Source organism: Paraburkholderia sp. SECH2 (genome assembly GCF_030464795.1).
Classification (GTDB): domain Bacteria; phylum Pseudomonadota; class Gammaproteobacteria; order Burkholderiales; family Burkholderiaceae; genus Paraburkholderia; species Paraburkholderia aspalathi.
Genome location: NZ_JALPRH010000023.1, coordinates 103,895 through 127,171, shown reverse-complemented (window position 1 = coordinate 127,171; position 23,277 = coordinate 103,895). Strand labels below are relative to the sequence as shown.

Genomic DNA, 23,277 nt, shown 5'->3' with positions numbered 1-23,277 from the left:
TAAGCTTGTGACAAGGGCGTCATACTTCCGGCGGCGCTGCGCGCGCCGAAGAGTAGCTCATAAAACCGATCCGTGGGGTTTTGTTAGTAGCCGCCTTTTGTCGGTGTTGTCATTGGCGCTGTCTTTTTGTATGCGGCCGCCAGGTCCGCTGCTGCTTTGCTTAGTAGGCCCGTGTCTGTTCCTACCGCCACGAATGTTGCGCCCGCCGCCAAGTATTCGGCTGCTATGCCCGGGTCCGGTGCTAGTACGCCCGCTGCTTTGCCGGCTTCTCGTACCTTCCTGATCCCGCTGCAGATCGCTTCGCGTACGCTTGCGTCGCCTGGTTTGCCTAGCAAGCCCATGGATGCGCTTAGGTCCGCGGGGCCGAAGAAGACGCCGTCGACGCCTTGCACGTTTGCGATTGCCGTTAGGTTTTTCATCCCCTCCACGGTTTCTACCTGGACCAGTACGCACAGCTCCTGCGCCGCCGTGGTCAGGTAGTCGGGGATTCGGTTCCAGCGCGATGCTCGTGCCAACGCACTCCCCACGCCGCGGATGCCTTCCGGTGGGTAGCGCGTTGCCGCTACGGCTTCCGCGGCTTGCTCCGCCGTGTCGATCATCGGGAGCAGCAGGGTTTGGGCGCCTATGTCGAGTAATTGCTTGATCAGTGCGCTGTCGCTTCGTACGGGACGGACCACCGGATGCGATGTGTAGGCGGCCACCGCCTGTAATTGCGCCAGTGTGCTGCGCACGTCGTTCGGTGCGTGCTCGTTGTCGATCAACAACCAATCGAAGCCGGCCGTGGCCAGCAATTCGGTCACGTAGGCATCGGCAAGCGCCGCCCATAAGCCGAATTGTGGTTTGTCCTCTGCTAGCGCGCGCTTGAATGTGTTTTGCGGTAGAGACATGTCGATTGACTCAAATGAGCTCAAATGAAATTTAAACCAATGCCGCCCAGCGGACCGTAGTCGACGTGGAAGGTGTCGCCCGCTCGCGCAGGGATCGGGCTCGTGAAGGAGCCGCTCAGAATTACGTCGTTCGCGTTCAGGACTTCGTCGTATGAGGCGATCTTGTTTGCGAGCCATGCGACGCCCGTCGCGGGGTGGTTCAGCACGGCGGCGGCCAGGCCGCTTTCTTCTACGGTGCCGTTCTTGTAAAGCAATGCGCCAACCCAGCGGAGGTCGACGTCCATAGGACGTACCGGGCGGCCGCCCAGTACGATGCCGGCATTCGCCGCGAAGTCGGAGATGGTGTCGTAGACCTTGCGCGGCGCCTTCGTCTCGCGGTCGAATTGTTCGATGCGGGCGTCGATAATTTCCACGGCCGGGGTCACGTAGGCCGTGGCGTCCAGAACGTCGAATAGCGTGATGCCCGGGCCCTTCAATGGCTTGCTCAATATGAAGGCCAGTTCGACTTCCACGCGCGGCGCTATGAAGCGATCAGCGCGGATGTCCTGGCCGTTTTCGATGAACATGCTGTCGAGCAATGGCGCGTAGTCGGGTTCGTCGATCTGTGAGGAACGCTGCATCGCGCGTGAGGTCAGGCCGATCTTGCGGCCCTTGATCACGTGGCCCTCGGCCAGTTTTAGCTTCACCCACTCGCGTTGGATCGCGTAACCGTCCTGTACCGTCATCTCGGGATATTTCGCGGAGAAGTGGCGCAGTTGGGTGCGCGTCTTCTCGGCGTTGTCGAGTTGCGCCGCAAGGTCGCGGATTGTCTGTTCGTCTAGCATGATGGTTCTCTTTGAGCGGCTGCCAGACCCATTTACCGGGTCGCAATGTTAGGCCGGAGCCTCGAGCCTCGGTGTCAGGCCTTAAGCCGCGCGTGCAGATTGTTGTGTTTCCACGTGCCGGCTTCGCTGAATTCATTGATCTCCAGCGACAACGCCAGGCCGTGCTTTTCAAACTCCGCGGCGAAGTGCTGTTTGATCGCTTCAAACAGCGCGTCACCGGTCGCCTTCTTTACGGCATCCGAGCGGCCCGCGGCGATCTTCAGGTTTGCATGCAGGAAGGCGGCGTCGGGCCGGCCGTCGGCTATGCAGTACTGGTCGCAACGCAAGGCGCGCACGCGGATGCCGCCGAGCGGAAAGACGCGTTGGTCGTTGTCGCGCTGCGCGGCAAGGCGAGCCGCGAGCGAGGTGCAAAGCTGTCCGATGCTTGCTTCATCAGCAAGATTGGCGCTGTATTCGAGTGTCAGATGTGGCACGGTAAGCTCCTCTCTCAGGACTCAAGCGGGCAGGGGCGTCACGGGGAAGATCGCGTTGATCTGGCCGGTTCCCGAACTGCCGAAATACGGTGTGACGACTTCGACCTTGCCGTCGTATCGATCCCAACCGAGCGCGCCGAGCAGCATCGCGGTGTCGTGCATGCCGCCTTCCCCCCAGCACTTCTCGTTATAGAGCGGCAGCATCTCGCAGAAGGTCTTCCAGTCGCCGGCTTCCCACAACTCGACCACGCGGCGGTCCATCTGTTCGAGAAACGGGCTCCATACCTTGTGCATGAACTGCTCGGCCGTGCCGTTGTTGGCGAAGTGGTGGCTCAGCGACCCGCTCGCCAGAATCGCCACGGTGCCGTCGTAACGTTCCTCGATGGCCTTGCGCACCGCGAGGCCGAAGCGCGCGCTCGTTTCAAGGTCGTGCCACATGCACCAGCCGGCTACCGATACGGTCTTGAAGTGCTGGTCGCTGTTCATATAGCGCATCGGCACCAGCGTGCCGTACTCGAGTTCGAGCGTGGTCTCGCTGTGCGCGCGGCTCTTCACGCCCATTTCGTTGGCGACTTCCGCGATCAGATCGCCGAGTCCGACATTGCCGGGATACGCGTACGGCATGTTCTTGATGAAGTGCGGCAGTTCGTTGCTCGTATAGACGCCTTCGAACTTCGGCGCACAATTGATGTGGTATTCGCTGTTCACCAGCCAATGCACGTCGAAGACGACGATCGTATCCACACCCAATTCGCGGCAGCGGCGGCCGATTTCATGGTGACCGTCGATTGCCGGTTGACGGCAGCCCTTATGCGGACCGTCCAGTTCGGATAGATATAACGACGGGACGTGAGTGACTTTTGCTGCCAACGCGAGTTTGCCCATCGCGGTCTCCTGTTCTGTGTGGCGCGAGGCCTGGTGCCCTCGCGCGCAAATGACCCGCGTTTCAGACGCCCCAGCGCGGAATGTGGTGGGAGCCGAGCGATACGCATACGTTTTTCGGTTCGAGGAACACTTCATAGCTCCACGTGCCGCCTTCGCGGCCCACGCCCGATGCCTTGGTGCCGCCGAACGGCTGGCGCAGATCGCGCACGTTCTGGCTGTTGACGAAGCACATGCCGGCTTCCACGGCTGCAGCGACGCGCAGCGCGCGGCCGGTGCTCTCGGTCCAGATGTAGCTCGACAGGCCGTAGGAAATGTCGTTGGCGAGTTTGATCGCATCGGCTTCGTCGTCGAACGGAATCAGGCAGGCGACCGGACCGAAGATTTCTTCCTGCGCGATCCGCATGCGATTGTCGACGTCGACGAATACCGTCGGCTGCACGAAATTGCCTTTGCGCATGGCTTCCGGCAAGTCGGGCGCGTCGAGTCCGCCGCATGCGAGCGTGGCGCCTTCCTTCGGACCCAGTTCGATGTAGCTGCGCACCTTGGCCAGATGCCCCTGGCTGATCATCGGGCCGACGACCGTGCTGTCGGCCAGCGGATCGCCCACCGTCAGACGTTTTGCGCGTTCGACGAAACGCTCGGCAAAGCGCGCGTAAATCGAGCGTTGCACCAGAATGCGCGAACCGGCCGTGCAGCGTTCGCCGTTGTTGGAGAAGATCATGAACACGGCGGCATCGAGCGCGCGTTCGAAATCGGCGTCGTCGAAGATCACGAACGGCGACTTGCCGCCCAGTTCCATCGAAAACTTCTTCAGGCCCGCGGTTTGCACGATGCGGTTGCCGGTTGCAGTCGATCCGGTGAACGACACCGCGTGTACATCCGGGTGCGCCACCAGCGGTTCGCCGGTGTCCTTGCCGAAGCCGTGCACGACGTTCAGCACGCCAGCAGGAATGCCGGCTTCGAGCGCGAGATTGCCGAGCATCGAGGCGGTCAGCGGCGACAGTTCGCTCATCTTCAACACGGCGGTATTGCCGAACGCGAGGCAGGGTGCGACTTTCCACGTTGCCGTCATGAACGGCACGTTCCACGGCGAGATCAGTGCGCAGACGCCGGCCGGATGGAAAAGCGTGTAGTTCAGATGCGTATCGGTGGGATACGTGTGGCCGTCGACGCGCGTGCACATCTCCGCGAAATAGCTGAAGTTGTCGGCGGCGCGCGGCACGAGTTGCTTGCGCGTTTGCGAGATCGTCTGCCCGGTGTCTTTCGTCTCGGTCTCCGAGATGTCCGGCACGTTCTTCGCGATCAACTCGCCGAGCTTGTGGATGATTTTTGCGCGTTCCGCTGCGGGCTTGCCGGCCCATGCCGGAAACGCCTCTTTGGCGGCGCGTACGGCGGCGTCGACTTCTTCCGCACCGCCACGCGCCACTTCAGCGAGCACGTCTTGCGTCGCCGGATTGACGGTCTCGAAGTAGTCTTTCGCGGTGCTCGATTTGCCGTTGATCAGATGGTCGATTCGCATTGTGTTGTCCTTTCTCTTTAGCTGTCGACTGGAGTTCGCGCTTTAGCGCGTTACTCGGGTCCTGTGCAAAGCCGTCGTATCAGGCGCGGCCGAAGTCCGCGTCGGATGCAATCGTATTGACGAGACGGCCAAGGCCGTCGATTTCGCAGACCACTTCGTCGCCCGCATTGACGTTGACGATGCCTTCCGGCGTACCGGTCAGGATCACGTCGCCGGGTGCGAGGGTCATGAAGCCGCTGAGGTATTCGATCAACGCCGGGATATCGGTGACGAGATCGCGCGTGTTGCCGTGTTGCTGCCGCGTGCCGTTCACGAAGGTGCGCAATTCGAGTTGCGTGACGTCTTCGACATCGGCAGCATCGACGAACCAGGGGCCGAGCACCGTGCCGCCGTCGCGATTCTTCACGCGCAGGTTGGGGCGGTAGTAGTTTTCCAGGTAGTCGCGGATCGCGTAGTCGTTGGCGATCATGTAGCCGGCCACATGCTGCATGGCGTTTTCGCGTTTGACGTTCTGCGCGGTTTGGCCGATGACCACCGCCAGCTCGCACTCGTAGTGCATGAAGGTGACGTCGGCGGGGCGGCGCGTGAAGCCGCGGTGACCGATGACCGCGCCCGGGCCTTTGAGAAAGACCAACGGCTCTTCCTGCTTGTTGAATTGCAGTTCCTTCGCGTGCTCCGCGTAGTTCAAGCCAAGCGCGAAAATCGTGCCGACCTCGATCGGTGCGAGCCACACCACTTCATCCTCACGACGTACGCGGCCGTCGGCAAGGCGCACGCCGTTCGCATCCGGATAGGCTTCGTGAATCGCTCCTGCATACGCAACACGGCCGCGCATCATTGCTGTTCTCCATCCGGTTCTGCTGCACCGACAAACGACACCTCGAGCGGCGGCAAACCGCCAATCGACAGCGTAGCCGTGTCGCCGATATGGGCAACTGGCGAACCATGAGGCACGCCGAGCGTAATGACGTCGCCGGCACTCAATGTCATGAAATCGGTTACGTCCGCAAGCAATTGCGCCACGCTGCGTACCGACGACGCAGTATTCGCAGTGAATACTTCGCGCCCAGGAAGCGAAACCTTGATCGCCAGGTTGTCCGGCGCAACAAGATGATGCGCTGCAACCACCGCCGGCCCGATCACGCAAAAACCGTCACGCGCCCGGAACCGTACTGAAGGGCGGTACACGCTCGCATGCGGCACGCTCAGATCGGCGACCAGCGTATAGCCGGCGATGTAGTCGAACGCCTGCTCCGCGCTAGCGCGTGTTGCAGTGCGGCCGATCACGATACCCAGCGAAGCGCCGACTTCCACGCCCAATGCATCGTCAGGCACGGCAACACGTGCGCGATGACCGGCGAACGTATTGCGCGGCTTCAGATAGAGAATCGGTGCTTTGGGCGGGGCTTTATAGGGAGCAGCATGCACTGCGTCGCCCAGCGCGGCCAAAGCGGCGCGGTCGTTCAGCAAGGTTCCATACACAGCACCGGAAACCGGCGCGCGGCAGGCAATGCCGCGTGCAAGCAGCGCGGCAACGGTGCGCGCATCCACATCGCGAGGCAGCGCGTCGCCTTCCGGATGCAACAGGTGATCGGCAAGTGCAAACATAAATTAGCTGTCTCTCGGCAAAAACACTAACATGTTAGTAGTATTGCGCTTGATATCATCCACGGTCAATAGCCTGTCGGCCGATCGCGGGTTTTCCCTTAAGCTTCGACAGCTGCTTTTAATTTATCTGCCATGTCCGCATCTGCTTCTACCCGAGTTTTGCACCGCAACCTGCCCATGCTGTTGCTGCGCGCCAGAGAAAAAATGATGGAGCGTTTCCGGCCATTGATTACCGCGCACGGACTGACCGAGCAGCAATGGCGCGTGATTCGCGCGCTCAACGAGCACGGGCCGATGGAGCCGCGTCACATCTCCGATATCTGCACGATTTCGAGCCCGAGCATGGCGGGTGTGCTCGCGCGCATGGAGAGTATGGAGTTGGTGACCAAGGAGCGTTTCGCGGAAGACCAGCGCCGCGTGCTGGTGTCGCTTACTGATACGAGCGTGGACCTGGTGCGCGTGATCTCGAAGGATCTCGAGGCGCACTATCGCGAACTGGAGCGCAAGGTGGGGCCGGAAATCGTCGAGCGCGTGTATCGCGCGGTCGACGATCTGCTTGCCGGGCTGGAAGACGAGGAGGAGTGAAGCAGCGCGTTGTTGGTTAATTTCTGGCGATGAACTGCGCTCGCGCAGGCCATGGCCATTCTCTTACCACCCCTGAAATCGCCTCCACTCGACGCTGCCGCCATTCGCCGACACCGCGTGATACTCGGGGAACTGTGCACCGGTCGCGCACGCGTGATTGGGCAGGATACGCAGCTTCATGCCGATGGGAAAGCGCTGCGCGATGTCGTCCACAGGCTCACCGTCTTCCGACGACGACAGAATCCCGTGCTCCTGATTGGCGCCGCTCACGACAAAACCGCCAAGCGGTGTCCCGTTCAATAAACACGGCTGGCCGTAGCCGAAATCGTGCGGCTGCTTCGAGGTGCCGCGGTCACGGCTCATCGCCATCCAGCCTGCGTCGAGAATCGCCCAGCCTTTGTCCGCCTGATGCCCGATCACGGTCGCGAGCACACTCAGCGCGATATCTTCAAGCGCGCACACGCCGACGTTGTGCATGACCAGATCGAAGAAAACGTAGACACCCGCCCGCACTTCGGTCACGCCATCCAGTTGCTCGGCGGCCAGCGCCGTGGGCGTCGACCCGACGCTCACCGCTGGGCACGGAATGCCTGCGTCGCGCAACCGTTGCGCCGCGCGCACGCAGCCGGCGCGTTCCTGCTCCGCCAGCGCGGCGAGCGCCTCCGGCGTATGAAGCTCATAGCTGGAACCGGCGTGAGTCATCACACCGCCCACCTTGACGCCGTTCTCGTGCAGAATCCGGCCGACTTCGAGCAGCGTGTCCTGTTCCGGCGTAATCCCCGAGCGGTGGCCATCCGTGTCCACCTCGATCCACACCTCAAAGGATTCGCCGTGCTGGTCCGCGAAGGCGGCGATGGCTGCTGCGGCGGTCGGATTGTCGGCCACCAGTTTCAGATCGCAACCCTGGCGGCGCAGCGCCAGTGCTCGCGGCAGCTTTGAAGGGGCGATGCTGACCGCGTAGAGAATATCGCTGACGCCGGCCGCGAAGAATGCTTCCGCCTCTTTGAGGGTCGAGACCGTGATGCCGCGCGCGCCGGCGGCGATCTGCGCACGGACAACGTCGATGCATTTGGTGGTCTTGACGTGCGGCCGGAATGCGACGCCCAGTGCGTTCATATGTCCCTGCATTCTCGCGATGTTCTTCTGCATCCGGGGGATGTCGATCAGCGCGGCAGGGGTGTCGATATGCTCGAGTTTCATGGTTTCACCGGGGAATGGAGTGGCTTTCGGTCTGGCCGAACTGGCCGAGCCATGGGACCAGCGAGTCGAGCGTGGGCGCCTCGATTTCGGGCGGCTGTGCTCCCGCCACCAGCGGCAGACCCACGCGGTTGTGCCAGTATGTCCTCAACCCGACCGCGGCTGTGCCGAACATGTCGTAGCTGGAACCGGCCACGAACGCGGCTTCATGGGCGTCTACACCCAGTTTGCCGAGCGCGAGCCGGTAAGGCAACGGGTCCGGCTTGTACATGCCGGCTTCTTCGGCGGTGACGATAGCGTTCCAGTGGATTGGGAAAATCCCGGCAGCCTGCGTACCGAGGCGGATGGAGCAGTTGGTGACAATTGCCAGTTTGCAATGCGGGCGGAGTGCGTGCAAGGCGTCGAGAGCGCCGCTCCATGGGGTAAGTTTCAGCCAGTCGACTTCGAGCGCAAGCGCGGCGGATTCAGGCAGTCCAACTTCGGCGGCCGCCTCACGCACCAATTGTTCGTACGCAATGTAGCGGCCGCAGCCGTAGGTCAGACGCAAATAGGCGGCGCGCCACGCACGGCCCAGCTGTTCGGACCCTGCGGCGTGATTCCATGACGTCCACGAATCGAGCAGGGCGGTCAGGAGGTCGAAGAGGACGGCCTTGGGGTAGGCGGTCGGAGTCGATATGGAGGTCATGATTTAACCGGCGAGGAACGGTGAGCCGATTATAAAGTTTCACTGCTCGCACGGAGTTCAGCCAAGGTAACTCTAAGATTCAGTTTGAGTGAATGTGCCATCCGCGACGTGACTCGTCACGTTTCGTGCGTTATCTTCTCCACGGCGGCAGCGGCCTGAATCTACCCTGTAGGTACTGCATGAAATGCCGCGTGCGAGCGGGCATTCCCGTTCGCTGATGCGTGAGCGCGATTACGTCGGCGTCTGGTGCTTTCCAGCCTTGCAGCAACCGCACGAGCCTTCCCTTCGCGATGTCTTCGGCTACGTCCCATTCGGAGCGCAGGATCACGCCACGGCCTTCGCAAGCCCACTGGCGGATCACATCGCCGTCGTTGCAGCTCAGATGCGGAGAAACGCGCACGCTGCGGCGTGTGCGGCCCTTGCTGAACTGCCACAGCGAGACGTCCTCGTTGTTCTCGCGCAGCACGATGCACGGCAGCTTGCTCAAGTCTTCCGGCGACTCCGGTTGACCAGTACGTTTGAGCAGCGCGGGCGCGGCGCAGACGAAGCGCGCATTCGGCGCAATCGCATAGCCGACCAGATTCGATACCGGCAAGTCGCCGATATGCACGACGATGTCGAAGCAGTCTATCGTGTCGGTCAACGGCTGGTCGGACAGTGTGAGCGCCACGTCGACATCCGGGTGTTGCTGCTGGAAGTCGGCGATGGCGGGCGCGAGGTGACGCCGGCCGAATCCCAGTGGCGCATTGACTTTCAGCGTGCCGACCAGGCCGCCCCGGCGTGTCTGCAGGTCTTCGAACAGCGAGTCGAACTGCTCGACCAGTTCGGCGCCGCGTTCGCATAGGAGCGCGCCTTCTTCCGTGAACTGCAAACGGCGCGCCGTGCGGGTCACCAGCTGCGTGTCCAGTTTCTTTTCGAGCTGCTGCAGGCGCTGGGTCACCGCCGAGGGCGACAGGCCCAGTTTTCGCGCCGCGGCGATCAGGCTGCCACTTTCGCGGATGGCCAGCAGAAACCGGATATCGGCCGAGTCGTTCATGGCAGAAGCTTTTGAGTTCGGGAGTCTGGCAGCTTAAAGCGTTTGGATGCGCTGTTCCAGTGCATCACAAGACGTTCTTGCAAGGTAAACTGATACGTCCGTAACGAAGCCGACAGCTTGAACGGCTAAAGTGTGCACTTGAACCAGGTGGGGCGGGCAGCACCCGCCTTCCGTCGAATCGTTGTTGCTTCCATTTGAAGAGAAGTCCCATGTCGTTGTCACGAGGAACGAGTCCGGGCGCCGCCGCGCAACAAAATGCCCTGAAACAGGGGGTATTCCTGCACACGGGCTGGCGCAGCGCAGGAACGTGGGTCTGGTCGCGTCTGCGTGCACTCGATTCCGTCACCGGATTCTATGAACCGTTCAGCAACGTGCTCGCCGATCTGAGCCTCGCCGACGTTTCTGCGTCCCGCCCTACATTAACTTCTGGACACCCGCCGCTCGCCGCGCCGTATTTCGAAGAGTATCGGCCGTTTCTCCAGGAGAGCGCACGCGGCGTAGCCGGATACAGGAAGCGCTTCGGCACCGACCGCTTTGCGCCTGCACCCGACGCGGAATTCCCCGCCTTGCAGGCCTATCTGGCCAACCTGTGGGAACGCACCGCTGAGCACGGCAGCGTACCCGTCTTCAAGTTTTGCCGTTCGTCGGGCCGGCTGCCGTGGCTCAAGCAAGCGTTCCCACAGATCATGCACGCAGCCGTGTTGCGCAATCCCGCTTCGCAGTTCGCCTCGGGGTGGCTGCTCAATCAGCAATGGAGCAATTCGTTTTTCGTGGCCGCGCCGTTTCGCGTGCTGGGTCTGAACCAGACGGAGCCGCTGGTCCGGCAGGCCATCGAAATCTGCGGCGTGAGCTTGCCGCCTGGCGTGCCCACCTCGGATGACGACTACGCCATGGCATGCGAGCAATACGCGCGCACGGCAGAAGGCAACAACGCGTATCGGGCGTTCGTCGCGCTATGGATTCTCTGTGCGCTGCGCATGGCCGACGGCGTCGATCTGATGATCGATATCGACCGGCTGGGACAGTCGCGTGAATATGCGGCCGGATTGCGCGCCGGCTTCGAAGCGCAGACCGGTCTGTCACCCGACTTCAGCAGCGCGCGTGATCTGGTCGAGGAAACCCGTCGCAGCGCGGCGCGCATGGCTGGGATCGACGGCAGGTCGATGCGAACCGTTCATTCCGCGGCGCTGAAATTCCTCAAAGCCCAGAACGGCGCGGACGCCGGCTTTATCGAGCTCGTCCGCGAAAAGATGGTGTTGGCCAATGAATTGACCGAGCAATGGCGCTGAGTTGAGCGTTTTTTCCTGGAGTTGCGCCAACCTCGTCGGCCAATACAGTTGCCTCGTGAAAAACAATACAGTGAGGCGCGGTTTTATTGTGCTGTATCGGGAATATGACCGGCGCCGTCGATACAGTTGGCGGATCAACCCTTGCGGCCTATCCCGAACACGAGGAACGAAATGAATGCAGTGAACGAACAAGCGAAGTTGTCGGTGCAACAGTTGGGGCATTACATCAGCGGCGCACCGGCTGCGTCGACCAGCGGCCGCTTCAAGGACGTGTTCAATCCCGCCACGGGCCAGGTGACCGGCTCGGTCGCTTTGGCATCGGTCGAGGAAGTGGACGCGGCGGTCAAGGCCGCCAAGGCTGCCTTTCCCGCTTGGAGCGAAACCGCGCCGATCAAGCGTGCCCGCATTCTGTTCAAGTTCAAGGAACTGCTGAACAAGCATCACGACGAACTGGCGATGCTGATTACCCGCGAACACGGCAAGGTGTTCACGGACGCGCAAGGTGAGGTGGTGCGCGGCATCGAAGTGGTCGAGTTCGCTTGCGGCATTCCGAATCTGCTGAAGACCGATTTCACCGACCAGATCGGCGGCGGCATCGACAACTGGAATCTGCGTCAGGCGCTGGGCGTAGTGGCGGGGATCACGCCCTTCAATTTCCCGGTGATGGTGCCGATGTGGATGTTCCCGGTTGCGCTTGCCTGCGGCAACACGTTCGTGCTGAAGCCGTCGGAGCGCGACCCGTCGGCTTCGTTGCGCATTGCCGAACTGCTGAAGGAAGCCGGTTTGCCTGATGGCGTGTTCAACGTTGTCAACGGCGACAAGGTAGCCGTGGATGCGCTGATTGAACACCCGGACGTCGCGGCGCTGTCGTTTGTCGGGTCCACGCCGATCGCCGAATATATCTATACGGAAGCATCGAAGCGCGGCAAGCGCGTGCAGGCGCTCGGCGGCGCGAAGAATCATCTGGTGGTGATGCCGGACGCCGATCTGGACCAGGCGGTGGACGCCCTGATCGGTGCTGCCTACGGTTCGGCAGGCGAGCGCTGCATGGCGATCTCGGTCGCGGTGGCGGTGGGCAATGTCGCCGATGAACTGATCGAGCGTCTCGTGCCGCGCGTGAAGTCTCTGGTGATCAAGAACGGCGAGAACCTCGACGCCGAAATGGGTCCGCTGGTTACCGCTGAACATAAGGCCAAGGTGGCCGGCTATATCGACTCGGGCGTGGCGGAAGGCGCGAAGCTTATCGTCGATGGCCGCGCGCATCCGGTCACGAATGCGGACGGCTTCTTCATCGGCGGTACGCTGTTCGACCAGGTCGGTACCGAGATGAAAATCTACAAGGAAGAAATCTTCGGCCCGGTGCTGGCGGTGGTGCGCGTGCCCGATTTCGCGAGCGCGGTCGAGTTGATCAATGCACATGAATTCGGCAACGGCGTGTCGCTCTTCACGTCGGATGGCGGCGTGGCGCGTGCGTTCGGCCGGCAGATTCAGGTGGGCATGGTCGGCATCAATGTGCCGATTCCGGTGCCGATGGCATGGCACTCGTTCGGCGGCTGGAAGCGTTCGCTGTTCGGCGATCACCACGCGTATGGCGAAGAAGGCGTGCGTTTCTACACACGCTACAAGAGCATCATGCAGCGCTGGCCGGATAGCATCGCGAAGGGTGCTGAGTTCACGATGCCGGTGGCGAAGTAAGCAATAGAACTGTATTGCCGTAGTCAAAAAAGCCGCGCCTGATTTCAGGCGCGGCTTTTTTAATGAATCAGCAACATGCACGCAGCACGCAGTGACAAGCAATCAAGCCTGGTTCAAATACCAGCGCCAGTCCTGTTCACCGACTTCGCCCATGAACTGCCGATACTCGGCGCGCTTGATCGCGAGGAACACCTTAAGGAATTTTGCGCCGAATACGTCCTTCGCCCAGTCTGACTGTTCTAGCGCGTTCAAGGCGCTCAACCAGTCGGTCGGCAGCAGCGTGGTGGCTTGCGCATAACCGTTGCCTTCGATTGGCGCGCCCGGGTCGAGGCATTCACGAATGCCGTGGTGAGAGGCCGCAAGAATGGCCGCGGCAGCGAGATACGGATTCGCATCGGCGCCGCACACGCGATGCTCGACGTGCCGGCTCGGCGCCGGTCCGCCCGGCACGCGCAGGCTGACTGTGCGGTTATCGACGCCCCATGTCGGCGTGCACGGCGCATAGCTGTTTGCCTGGAAGCGGCGATACGAGTTCGCGTTCGGGCAGAACATCAGCATCGAATCGAGCAGGCCGTGCAACATGCCTCCCACCGCCTGGCGCAGCAGTGGCGTGCCGGCTTTGTCTTCGGAGGCGAAGAGGTTGTCGCCGGCTTCATTGGCGAGGCTCACGTGCATGTGCATGCCCGAACCGGCGATGTCGGCGAACGGCTTGGCCATGAAACATGCGCTCATGCCGTGCGCGTTCGCGACTCCCTTGACGATGCGCTTGTAGCGCACGGCATGATCCATCGCTTCGAGCGCGGGGCCGTGTTCGAGTGTGATCTCCACCTGGCCCGGTGCGTATTCGGAAATCGCGGTGCGTACCGGTATGTTCTGTTCGCGGCAGGCATCGTAGAGATCCCTCAGGAACGGCTCGATCTGTTCGAGTTCGCGCAGGCCATACACCTGGGTTGTTCGCGGACGGCGGCCGTCGGTATCGAGCGCGGGCTGCGGACGACCCTGTGCATCGAGTTTTGCATCCAGCAGATAGAACTCGAGTTCGCACGCCATCACCGGAAAGAAACCCTCCGCTTGTAGATCATCGACGATGCGCGCAAGCAGTTGCCGCGGATCGGCGACGCCGGCGGGCAGGCCTTCTTCGGGATGCATCTGAACCTGCACGGCGGCGGTCGGCATCTTGCGCCACGGCAGGCGCACGAGGCTGCCCGGCAGCGGATAGGCGCGGCAGTCGATATCGCCCACGTCCCAGACGAGGCCGCTGTCCTCGGTGTCGTCGCCGTTGATGGTCAGATTCATGATCGCGCTCGGCAGCGGCCGTCCGCTGCGATACACGGCGAGTAGTTCTTCACGATGAAGCAGCTTGCCGCGCGGCACGCCGGCGGCGTCGACGATAAAGAGTTCGATCAGATCGATATCGGGATTCTGTTCGAGGAAACTCAGCGCTTCCTGTTCGTGGGCGAATTGCATGTCGGTTCTCTCTGCGCATTGGCGCGTGCCTCGTCCTCCGCATCAGGCGCGCGGAGCGACGAAAAAATCGGAAGAGCCGCGGATGGCGGCGTCGGATTCAGCTCAGACGAGCGGATGCAGAGAGAACAACGGGGGACGTGCGTGACGGCAATGCCAGATTGCCCAGAAAGCGAGAATCACGTTCAGCAGGGGATTGAGGCGCGTCGTGGCGAGGCGCGCGTGCGCGCACGCCGGATCGGCGTGGCAACTGCGGCTGGATGACCATGCGGCGGGCTTCATGATGCACACGAGTATAGCTGTGGGCAGGGCGCGTTGCTCGACGAAATAACGGGGCGCTCCGCTGCTTCGACGCGTTCCGCGCAGCACCCCTCAAACCCCAGCCGACGTATCCTCTTCGGCTTCATGCAACACGGCATTCTGTACTGCCGTGACGGGACTGACATAAGGCGGCGCCTGGCGCGGATCATCGATGCTGTAGCGCAAACGCCCAGCCTCGACATACACGCGCAACTGACGATACTTGACCAGATACATCAAGCCGACGACCGCCGCGGCGAAGCCCGATGCAGCGCCGACGCCGAGCGCCCAACGCGGACCGAAGCGATCCGCGACCCAACCCACCACCGGCGCGCCGAGCGGCGTGCCGCCCAGGGCGATGGCCAGCAGGATCGCGATGACCCGGCCACGCATGGCCGGCTCGGTGGAGATTTGCACGAGGCTGTTCGTCGACGTGTTGAACGTCTGTGTCGCCACGCCAACCACGACGAGCGCCAGGCCGAACAAGACGTAGTTCGGCATGAGCGAGGCGATCGTGCAGCCCACGCCGAAAACGGCCGCTGCGCCGAGCAGAAGAGCCATGCGAGGCTTCGCTCTGCGTGCGGAGAGCAGCGCACCGGTTACCGAACCGATCGCCATGGTCGAGCTCAGCACGCCGTATTGACTCGCGCCCGCATGAAAAGCGGTGACCGACATGGTCGAGATGAAGATCGGGAAGTTCAGCCCGAACGTCCCGATCAGAAACATCATCAACAGCGCGGCTTTCAGATCGGGACGGCGCCACACATACTTGAAGCCTTCCACGAAGCTGCCGCGCGTGCGTGTTGCGCGTGGTTTCACATTCAGTTCGCTGATGCGCAGCATGCGCAGCGAACCGAGCACGGCGACGAAGGAGAGCCCGTTGATCAGAAACACCCAGCCCGTGCCCACTGAGGCGATCAATAGCCCTGCGACGGCAGGCCCGATCATTCGCGCTGCGTTGAACGAGGTGGAGTTCAGCGCGACCGCGTTCGACAGATCGGCTTCTCCCACCAGATCGGAGACAAAGGTTTGACGCGCCGGCGAATCGAACGCGGTGACACAGCCGAGCAAGCCCGCAAACACATAGACCTGCCATAACTGCACGAGGCCGGTCACGGTGAGAATCCCGAGGCATAACGCCAACGTGCCCATCGCCCCCTGGGTGGCGAACAGCAGCTTGCGCCGATCGAAATGATCGGCCGCATAGCCGGTTAGGGGCAGTAGGAGCATTTGCGGCCCGAACTGCAGCGACATCACAATGCCCACGGAGGTGGCATTGTGATGCGTGAGTTCAGTGAGCACGAGCCAGTCCTGTGCCGTGCGCTGCATCCATGTCCCGACGTTGGAGACGATCGCACCGCTGGCCCAGACCCGGTAGTTGAACGTACGCAGCGAACGAAATGTGCCGCTCACCGGGACATCCCCGAGTGGACGATTCGCCGCGCCGCACGGCGGTTCAGACGCATGATCATGCGCGCGATGTCTCAAGAAGATCGAGGACGTCCTGCGTCGTACCGGTTTCGCCGAGGCGCGGGAAGATTCGCGTGATGCTGTTGGTGTGCACGTCCGGGTTCATGTCCGTCATCGCGTCTACCGCGAACGTGACGTTGAAGCCGAGTTCCTGGGCGAAACGCGCGGTTGACTCGACGCCGATGCTGGTGGCAACGCCGACCAATACCACCTGCGTGACGCCTTGTTTGCGCAGATACGCTTCGAGGTCGGTGTTCGTGAACGCGCCCCAGGTGCGCTTGGTCACCAGATGATCCGACGGCTGCTGATTCAGTTCGGGAACGAGGTCCGCAAAGCCGGCGGGGAAGTCGCCGGCAGGACGCGACTGTTCCGCGCGGCCGGGCGCGCCACCTGCCACGTTGACGAGCACCACCGGCAGACCGTGGCGGCGAAATGCATCGATCAGACCAACGGAGCGCTTGACAACCTCTGCGGTGGGATGGGCAGTAGGCAGCGCGACGATACCTTGCTGCAAATCGATGACGACCAATGCGGTCATTGCGTCGAGCGTAGTGAGGGCCATGGTGTTTTCCTGAGAGTTACGAATCGATGAGGCGTTTGAGCAAGTCGACGCCAATCGCGAGTTGTTTCTGTTCGGCGGCGGAGAAGCGGGTCTGGATCGTACGGAATAGCCAGTCTTCGCGCGCCGCGCGGCTTGCCTTGATTTTCTTGCGGAAGGCGGGCGTGAGGGAGAGGACGGTTTGCCGCCCGTCGTTCGGGTCGGGTGCGCCGCTCACGAGTCCGGCTGCTTTCAGAACTGAAAGCGTCTCGCCCATGGATTGCGGCCGCATCCCCTGGATGCGCGCGAGCGCGGTGACCGTTGCCGGACCTTCGCGTTCGAGCAGACTGAGAACCTGCACCTGCGACGGCGTGAAATCGCCCACATGTGCTTCTTCGCGCAACCGGCGGCGTAACTTACCGACCAGTACGCGCAGATCTTCCGCCGTTGCATGCAACGCGTCGGGATCGGAGAGGGGCCGTGTGGGCTGAGTGTCGTTGCTGGACATACCGGCAGATGTGAAGGTTACCTACGAAGGTTACCTTCGTATCTGCCGGGAGTCAAGTTGACTGGATTGACAGCGGAATGCAAGGTGAGCCACGCATTCCGTGTTGGGCTTGAGTAATCGGGTTGGCGCGCGGCGACGCGCCGTTTAGAACTTATGGCGAAGCGCCACGCGGGCCACGACCTGATTCTGCGTCGACGAGGGAGACTGCGTGCCTGGGACGAATGCGTCGTCGAGAATCGAGTTGGTCGAACTGCCTGCGACCTTCTGATACTCGCCTTGAACGTAGACGTCCGTGCGTTTGGACAGGTTGTAATCCGCCATCAGTCCAACGGAGTGGATTTTGGGCTTCACGCTGCCAGTGGATGCGTCGTATGTCTCCATCGTGTAGACATACTGCGCGCCGACAAAGAACGCGGGTGTGATCTGGTATTTGCCGTTCACTTCGAAGTTCTGGTATTTGAGCGTGTTCAGCAGGACGCCGTTCGCGGCAAGCGGGATGCCGATATACCCGTTACCGGTGGGGTCCTTGTAGTTCGAGTTGGTATACGCGAAGCCGACCGTCGCAGAGCCGAACGTGTAATTGATCCCGCCGCCGAACACGCGCATGCGTCCGGCGATGAAGCTTGCATCGTTGGCGGTAATTGCCCCGTTCGAACCCACGCCGGGATTATTCGCCTGCAAATAGGCCGCCGCGACCAGCAGCCCGCCATTTGCGTATTGAGCGCCGAAGCTGTACTGACGATTGTTGGCGAAATTCGTATCGTTGCTGAAGCTATACGTGCCACCGAACTGGAACCCCGAGAAATCCGGGCTGGCGTACTTGATGGTGTTATCGACACGAAACGAGTTATCGGTATTGTCGTTGTCGTACGGGTGCGCAAACAGATAGCCGGCCCAATTGCCGTTGGCGGTAGTTTGCGCGAGGTAATCGACGACCGAATCGTATTGACGGCCAAGCGTAACGGAGCCGAAGCGATCGCTGCTCAGCCCCACATAGGCTTGCCGCCCGAACATCCGACCGCCCTGATTGAGCCGCCCGGAATTCAGATCGAAGCCATTTTCGAGTTGAAAGATTGCTTTGAGGCCACCACCGAGATCTTCCGAGCCTTTCAGGCCCCAGCGACTGCCTTGAGCGTAACCGCTGGCGAGTTCCACGACGCTACCGTGCCCGACGTTATTCGTATAGTCGATCCCTTCATCGATGACCCCATACAGCGTCACGCTGCTCTGCGCGAAGGCGGGGGAGGTGACGACGCCGACCAGGGCGACGGCGAGGACATTCTTTTTCATAAGATCTCCGGAATGGTTTGGCAAGTGGCCGACGCATGATTTTCCGGACAATACTTTTTGCAAAGCGAGGAATTCTGATGGCACCAATCGGAAACCCCGATGGAGCAATCACAGGAGAGATGACAACCCAACCGCAAACCCTTTGCGATCCGAATTAATCGGTTGAAGAGCGCGCGAACAACACGCGAGGGAAGCCAGAGCAAGACGAGATAGGCACGACCGAACGAGACGCAGGGCGAAGGACCAAGGACCAAGGACCAAGGACCAAGGACCAAGGACGAAGCGAGAAGGGTGACAAACCAGACGGTGTTAAGAACAACGCTTCGGCGCGCGCAGCGCCGCCGGAAGAATGACGCCCTTGTCACAAGAGCATGTAGTGGCACGAACACAGATTCCAGTCGCACCACTACCGTGAGCGAGCTGCGGGACCCGCTTAGCAGGGGCATCTAGCCGCTTTCTTTGCTTACTTTCTTTGCGGCGGCAAAGAAAGTAAGTGCCGCCCCGCACAGGGGCAACGCTAATAGACCACTAACAATGCAAGGAAAGGCACCAAAGCCAGAACAAGGAAAGGCCAAAACCCTAAGAACACTGACAGCAAGCGCCGCGCAGGCAACAAACCAGCAAAAGCTAGGCAGCAACCCCCACAACAACATTGCGCCTCTCCTCCACCATCTCCTCAATCAACCCGGCGAGCACATCCACCGCCGGATCCCGATTAACAGAAGCCCGATGCAACTCCAGATCAGCCGGAGGCAAAGCAGGCAACCCATCCTGAGCCCCCAAAACCCGCCAGTTATCCGGCAAAGTACACCGATCAATAATCGTAACAGCCGCCCCATGATTAACAGCAACCTTAATCCCAGTAGGACTCTGACTGGTATAAACGACCTGATACTGCCGCTCAAGCGCGGCAAGCGCTTCAAGCCCCCGCTGCCGATAACAACAAGTCTCAGGAAACAAAGCCAACGGCACAGGAACCTCAGGCTCCAGAACAAAATCCCGATGCGCCGCCCACACCACCTCTTCACGCCCGAGATGCCGCCCACTGGTCTGCGACCCATGCCGCACCACTAGCGCCAGATCCAGCTCCCCGGCCTGCAACCGTTCCAGCAACTCCAACGACATCCGGCAATGAATATGCGGCCGCGCGCCCGGCCTCAGCGCATAAAACTTCTTGAGCAACTCAGGCAGCCATAACTCCGCATAGTCCTCGGGCAGCCCAAACCGGATCACCCCATCACTATTACTCCGGTTCAGCGCGGCAATCGCCTCGTTCTGCACCTGAATAATCCGTCGGGCGTGAATCAAAAAATTCTCGCCATCGCGCGACAAAGCCAACCGCCGGCTGTTACGCAGAAACATGTGCGTTTCCAACCGGTCCTCCAGCGTGCGGATTCGCAGACTGATGGTCGACTGTGTGCGGTGCAGCAATTTGGCCGCCGCGGTAAACCCGCCGCTATCGACCACGGCAACGAACGCCCGCACCAGTTCGGGGTCCAGAGAACTCAGTTTCGACCAATCGGGTCCGCTGATGGAAGCCATCGGAATTACTCGCTTTCCAAAGAAATTTGGCGATCAAAACATGGGGGCGTCAGTGAGGTGATTGTTGTCGAAAACAATTCGCGTCACAAATCAGTCTGAACCCCTAATCTGGAGTCCCGCCGTGTCAGTCCTTCCTCTTGCCGATGCCGAATGCAACGATTTGAGCGACATCGTCGATACCGGGCGCTATCCGTTGCACGATCCGGACCATCCCCGTATGCGCGAGCTGATCGCAAGCTGCCGCGCCCACCTGGCGGGCAACGGCAGCGCGGTGCTGCACGGTTTTCTGCGGCCCGAGGCGCTCGTCCAGGCGCGGGCCGAAGGTGTCGCGCTGGCGGCCAAGACCTACTTTTCGACTCGTAAGGTCAACGCCTACTTCACGGCGGACGACCCGTCGCTGCCCGCCGACGATCCGCGCCGCGTCTTCATGGACCGCACCAGCGGCTTCGTCACCCGCGATGTGATTCCCGCCGACGCGATCGTGCATCGCATCTATGTGGCCCAGGCGATGAAGCGTTTCGTCGCGGCCTGCCTCGGCGAAACGCGTGTCTGGGAATACGCGGACCCTTATGCCGGGCTGGTTCAGAACGTCATGCCGCCGGGCACCGAACAGCCGTGGCACTACGATACCAACGAATTCATCGTCTCGATGATGACGCAACAGCCGGAAGCGGGTGGCGATTTCGAGTATTGCCCGAATATCCGTTCTCCCCAAGGCGAGAACTATGGCGACGTCGGCAGCGTGGTGCGCGGCGAGACTCGTGCGCCGATCAATGTGATCACGTTGCAGCCCGGCGATCTGCAACTGTTCAAAGGACGTTTTTCATTGCACCGCGTCACCAAGGTGCAGGGCGGCATCGACCGGCATACCGCGATCTTCGCGTACTCGCAGAAGCCCGGTGTGATCGGCAGGCTCGAACGCACGCGTCAACTGTATGGACGAGTTTCCGAAATGCATCTGGAAGCTGAACAGCGGCTTGTGCGCGCGGACGACCTCGTCGATTGAAGCTGTTTTTATAAAACTACCCCACATCCCCTTCAAAAACATGACGATTATTCGCCCGACTCACCGCCCGGAAGATTGCGAACCCACTGCGGAGGAAATCGCGCAGATCCAGCGTGACCGGCTTGCCGCCGTGCGCCGTGAACTGAAAAAGCGCGATTTGACCGCCGCGATCCTGTTCGACCCCACGCATATGCGCTACGCGACCGGCTCGCGCAACATGCAGGTCTATTCGATGCGCAATCCGGCGCGCTATCTGTTCGTACCGGCCGAAGGCAAGGTCGTGCTGTTCGAATACGCCGGCTGCGATTTTCTCGCGGACGGACTCGACACGGTCGATGAAGTACGACCCGCTACCGCGATTTCCTATTACTTCTGCGACGACATGCTGGGCCGCGTCACCGAACGCTGGGCCGACGAAATCGACGAACTGGTCAAGCAGAGCGGCGGCGGCAAACGCATCGCCATCGAGAGCGCGACGTCGGCGGCGGCTTTTGCGTTGCAAGCGCGCGGCTATCAGATCAGCGACGCGCAGGAACCGCTCGAACGGGCCCGCTCGATCAAAGTGCCGAACGAGATCAAGATGATCCGCTCATCTTTGCGCGCCGCCGAAGAGGGCGTGCGTAAGCTGGAGGCCGCTCTCGTGCCAGGCATCAGCGAAAACGAACTCTGGTCGCATCTGCACAAGCACATCATCGAAACGGACGGCGACTACGTGGAAACACGTTTGATCAGCTCGGGTCCGCGCACCAATCCGTGGTTCCAGGAAAGCAGCCCGCGCAAGATCCAGACAGGCGAGCTCGTTGGCCTCGATACGGATGTCGTGGGGCGCTTCGGCTATTACGCGGACTTCTCGCGCACCTTCCTGTGCGGCGACGCTCCCGCTACGACAGCACAGAAAACGCTCTACAGACTCGCCTACGAACAGGTGCATTCGAATATGGAGAACGTGCGCGCCGGCACGACGTTTCAGGAGTTCATTGCGAAGGCCTGGAAGATTCCCGGCCCTTATCAGGCGCGCCGCTATTTCGCGCTTGCGCATGGCGTCGGCATGACCGGTGAGTATCCGTACATCGTCCATCGCGAGGACAACGACGCCAAGGGCTATGACGGCGTGATCGAGCCCGGCATGACGCTGTGCATCGAAAGCTATATCGGCCATGAAGATGGCGGCGAAGGCGTCAAGCTGGAAGAGCAGGTGTATGTGCGCGATGACGGCCGCGTGGAACTGCTGTCCGACTATCCGTTCGAGAAGCGCCTGCTCGCCTGAGCGCATGGCGTGTCCTCATCGGCATGTGAGGCAAGGGTCAAGGCCCTCGCACATGCCGGCTCATTGCAATTCAACGTTCCAAGGGTGATCGACGATGCAATTCAGACAACTTCGGACGGTGCTGTGCGCCGCCGCCATGGCTTTGACCGGCGTCACCGCGCACGCTGCGGATAGCTGGTGCGCGCAGGGCAAGACGGTGCATTTCGCCGGCATTACGTGGGAAAGCGGCTCCTTTGCGACCGAAGTGCTGCGGCAGATTCTGGAGAAGGGTTACGGCTGCAAGACCGATGTCGTGCCCGGCAGCACGGCAGCCACCGAAACTGCGCTCGCGCACAACGACGTGCAGGTATGGGCCGAACAATGGACCGGGCGCAGCGAGATCACCGCGAAGGCTGTGGCATCGGGCAGCGTCAAGCTGGTGGGCGACACCTTGCCGGGCGGTACGAAGGAAGGCTGGTTCGTGCCGGAATACGTGGTGAAGGGCGATCCCAAACGTGGCATCAAGCCGCTCGCAGCAGGTCTTGTTTCAGTGACTGACCTGCCGAAGTACAAAAGCGTATTCGCCGACGACGAGGAACCGGACAAGGGCCGCTTTCTAAACTGCCCGACGGGCTGGGATTGCGAACGGGTCAACACGCGCTTGCTGAAGGTGCTGAATCTCGATGCGAGCTACACCAACTTCCACCCAGGCACAGGCGCGGCGCTCGATGCCGCGATCGCTTCCGCGTACCAGCGTGGCGCGCCGATCGTGTTCTATTACTGGGGCCCAGCCGCGTTGATGGCGAAGTATAAGTTCGTCGAATTGAAGATGCCTGCCTATAACGACGCGTGCTGGAAGACCTTGCGCGACGAAAGCAGTACCTCGCAATGCGCTTCCTCGTACATGGTCTCGCATGTCACGGTAGGCGTATCCACGCCGTTCTACGACGCTGACCCGCAGCTCGTGTCGATGCTCGGCAAGGTCAAGTTTCCGATGGACTTCCTGAACAGCACGATCCTCGAGATGAGCACGAAGAAACTCGACGGCTCGGTCATGGCCACGCAATTCCTGCGCGAGCATCCGGAGATGTGGAAGCAATGGGTGCCTGCCGACGTCGCCTCGAAAGTGCAGGCCGGACTCGCTGGCGCCTGACAGGCGGTAACGTCAGGCGGATTTCGACGGCACGAGGTCTTGCGGCTTCGTGCCGGACTGCAGGTGTTGTACGGCCT

At 61.3% G+C, this 23,277-nt stretch carries 23 protein-coding genes; 6 read left to right on the top strand and 17 right to left on the bottom strand.

The features are described from left to right. Positions 1–83: 83 nt before the first annotated feature. The 7 genes from hpaI to M0D66_RS29520 form a co-directional block, all read right to left on the bottom strand. Positions 84–887, bottom strand: coding sequence for a 4-hydroxy-2-oxoheptanedioate aldolase (gene hpaI, locus M0D66_RS29550; protein ID WP_266212386.1), 804 nt, complete (start codon positions 885–887; stop codon positions 84–86). Between the two features lie 20 nt (positions 888–907). Then, a complete protein-coding gene (gene hpaH, locus M0D66_RS29545; RefSeq protein ID WP_266212385.1) occupies positions 908–1,711 on the bottom strand; it encodes a 2-oxo-hept-4-ene-1,7-dioate hydratase in 804 nt (267 codons plus the stop codon). Positions 1,712–1,785: 74 nt separating this feature from the next. Then, entirely contained in the window at positions 1,786–2,184 is a 399-nt protein-coding gene (locus M0D66_RS29540; protein ID WP_200620270.1) for a 5-carboxymethyl-2-hydroxymuconate Delta-isomerase, read from the bottom strand. Between the two features lie 21 nt (positions 2,185–2,205). After that, the gene (gene hpaD, locus M0D66_RS29535; RefSeq protein WP_120308159.1) at positions 2,206–3,069 is read right to left on the bottom strand and encodes a 3,4-dihydroxyphenylacetate 2,3-dioxygenase; all 864 of its coding nucleotides are present in this window, start codon (positions 3,067–3,069) and stop codon (positions 2,206–2,208) included. A gap of 61 nt (positions 3,070–3,130) precedes the next feature. Continuing rightward, entirely contained in the window at positions 3,131–4,588 is a 1,458-nt protein-coding gene (gene hpaE, locus M0D66_RS29530) for a 5-carboxymethyl-2-hydroxymuconate semialdehyde dehydrogenase (RefSeq protein WP_266212384.1), read from the bottom strand. A gap of 79 nt (positions 4,589–4,667) precedes the next feature. Continuing rightward, entirely contained in the window at positions 4,668–5,426 is a 759-nt protein-coding gene (locus tag M0D66_RS29525; protein WP_266212383.1) for a fumarylacetoacetate hydrolase family protein, read from the bottom strand. After that, positions 5,423–6,196 carry a fumarylacetoacetate hydrolase family protein gene (locus tag M0D66_RS29520; RefSeq protein WP_266212382.1) on the bottom strand — a complete coding sequence of 258 codons (774 nt, stop codon included), beginning with the start codon at positions 6,194–6,196 and terminating at the stop codon, positions 5,423–5,425. The genes M0D66_RS29525 and M0D66_RS29520 overlap by 4 nt, the downstream gene beginning before the upstream one ends. Before the next feature lie 177 nt (positions 6,197–6,373). On the opposite strand from M0D66_RS29520, the gene hpaR reads away from it, so the two are divergent. Then, a complete protein-coding gene (gene hpaR / locus M0D66_RS29515; RefSeq protein WP_093632886.1) occupies positions 6,374–6,781 on the top strand; it encodes a homoprotocatechuate degradation operon regulator HpaR in 408 nt (135 codons plus the stop codon). Between the two features lie 63 nt (positions 6,782–6,844). Here the strand turns inward: hpaR and M0D66_RS29510 are convergent, their stop codons facing one another. From M0D66_RS29510 to M0D66_RS29500, 3 genes are all read right to left on the bottom strand, one after another. Next, positions 6,845–7,981 (bottom strand): DSD1 family PLP-dependent enzyme, encoded by a 1,137-nt coding sequence (locus M0D66_RS29510; protein ID WP_266212381.1) that lies wholly within the window; start codon positions 7,979–7,981, stop codon positions 6,845–6,847. 4 nt (positions 7,982–7,985) lie between these two features. Further along, a complete protein-coding gene (locus M0D66_RS29505; protein ID WP_266212380.1) occupies positions 7,986–8,663 on the bottom strand; it encodes an HAD family hydrolase in 678 nt (225 codons plus the stop codon). 130 nt (positions 8,664–8,793) lie between these two features. Continuing rightward, on the bottom strand, positions 8,794–9,699 hold the full coding sequence (locus M0D66_RS29500; protein WP_266212379.1) for a LysR family transcriptional regulator: 906 nt from the start codon (positions 9,697–9,699) through the stop codon (positions 8,794–8,796). 209 nt (positions 9,700–9,908) lie between these two features. On the opposite strand from M0D66_RS29500, the gene M0D66_RS29495 reads away from it, so the two are divergent. Both M0D66_RS29495 and M0D66_RS29490 read left to right on the top strand, forming a co-directional pair. Then, on the top strand, positions 9,909–10,988 hold the full coding sequence (locus M0D66_RS29495) for a hypothetical protein (protein ID WP_256457799.1): 1,080 nt from the start codon (positions 9,909–9,911) through the stop codon (positions 10,986–10,988). Between the two features lie 171 nt (positions 10,989–11,159). After that, entirely contained in the window at positions 11,160–12,683 is a 1,524-nt protein-coding gene (locus M0D66_RS29490) for a CoA-acylating methylmalonate-semialdehyde dehydrogenase (RefSeq protein WP_093632881.1), read from the top strand. A 102-nt stretch (positions 12,684–12,785) separates the two neighbouring features. On the opposite strand, the gene M0D66_RS29485 is transcribed toward M0D66_RS29490, so the two are convergent. From M0D66_RS29485 to M0D66_RS29455, 7 genes are all read right to left on the bottom strand, one after another. Further along, positions 12,786–14,150, bottom strand: coding sequence for a glutamine synthetase family protein (locus M0D66_RS29485; RefSeq protein WP_266212378.1), 1,365 nt, complete (start codon positions 14,148–14,150; stop codon positions 12,786–12,788). Between the two features lie 102 nt (positions 14,151–14,252). Further along, positions 14,253–14,429 (bottom strand): hypothetical protein, encoded by a 177-nt coding sequence (locus tag M0D66_RS29480; RefSeq protein WP_266212377.1) that lies wholly within the window; start codon positions 14,427–14,429, stop codon positions 14,253–14,255. A gap of 90 nt (positions 14,430–14,519) precedes the next feature. Beyond that, positions 14,520–15,860 (bottom strand): MFS transporter, encoded by a 1,341-nt coding sequence (locus tag M0D66_RS29475; RefSeq protein WP_266212376.1) that lies wholly within the window; start codon positions 15,858–15,860, stop codon positions 14,520–14,522. 55 nt (positions 15,861–15,915) lie between these two features. After that, positions 15,916–16,479 carry an isochorismatase family protein gene (locus M0D66_RS29470; RefSeq protein WP_266212375.1) on the bottom strand — a complete coding sequence of 188 codons (564 nt, stop codon included), beginning with the start codon at positions 16,477–16,479 and terminating at the stop codon, positions 15,916–15,918. A 16-nt stretch (positions 16,480–16,495) separates the two neighbouring features. Continuing rightward, positions 16,496–16,963, bottom strand: coding sequence for a MarR family winged helix-turn-helix transcriptional regulator (locus M0D66_RS29465; protein WP_093632877.1), 468 nt, complete (start codon positions 16,961–16,963; stop codon positions 16,496–16,498). 144 nt (positions 16,964–17,107) lie between these two features. Then, the gene (locus M0D66_RS29460) at positions 17,108–18,253 is read right to left on the bottom strand and encodes a porin (protein ID WP_266212374.1); all 1,146 of its coding nucleotides are present in this window, start codon (positions 18,251–18,253) and stop codon (positions 17,108–17,110) included. Positions 18,254–18,880: 627 nt separating this feature from the next. Then, a complete protein-coding gene (locus M0D66_RS29455) occupies positions 18,881–19,795 on the bottom strand; it encodes a LysR substrate-binding domain-containing protein (RefSeq protein WP_266212373.1) in 915 nt (304 codons plus the stop codon). A 121-nt stretch (positions 19,796–19,916) separates the two neighbouring features. On the opposite strand from M0D66_RS29455, the gene M0D66_RS29450 reads away from it, so the two are divergent. From M0D66_RS29450 to M0D66_RS29440, 3 genes are all read left to right on the top strand, one after another. Further along, entirely contained in the window at positions 19,917–20,801 is an 885-nt protein-coding gene (locus M0D66_RS29450; RefSeq protein WP_093632874.1) for a hypothetical protein, read from the top strand. A 40-nt stretch (positions 20,802–20,841) separates the two neighbouring features. After that, entirely contained in the window at positions 20,842–22,068 is a 1,227-nt protein-coding gene (locus M0D66_RS29445; protein WP_200651281.1) for a Xaa-Pro peptidase family protein, read from the top strand. Between the two features lie 94 nt (positions 22,069–22,162). Continuing rightward, positions 22,163–23,200 carry an ABC transporter substrate-binding protein gene (locus tag M0D66_RS29440; protein WP_266212372.1) on the top strand — a complete coding sequence of 346 codons (1,038 nt, stop codon included), beginning with the start codon at positions 22,163–22,165 and terminating at the stop codon, positions 23,198–23,200. Positions 23,201–23,277 lie beyond the last annotated feature (77 nt).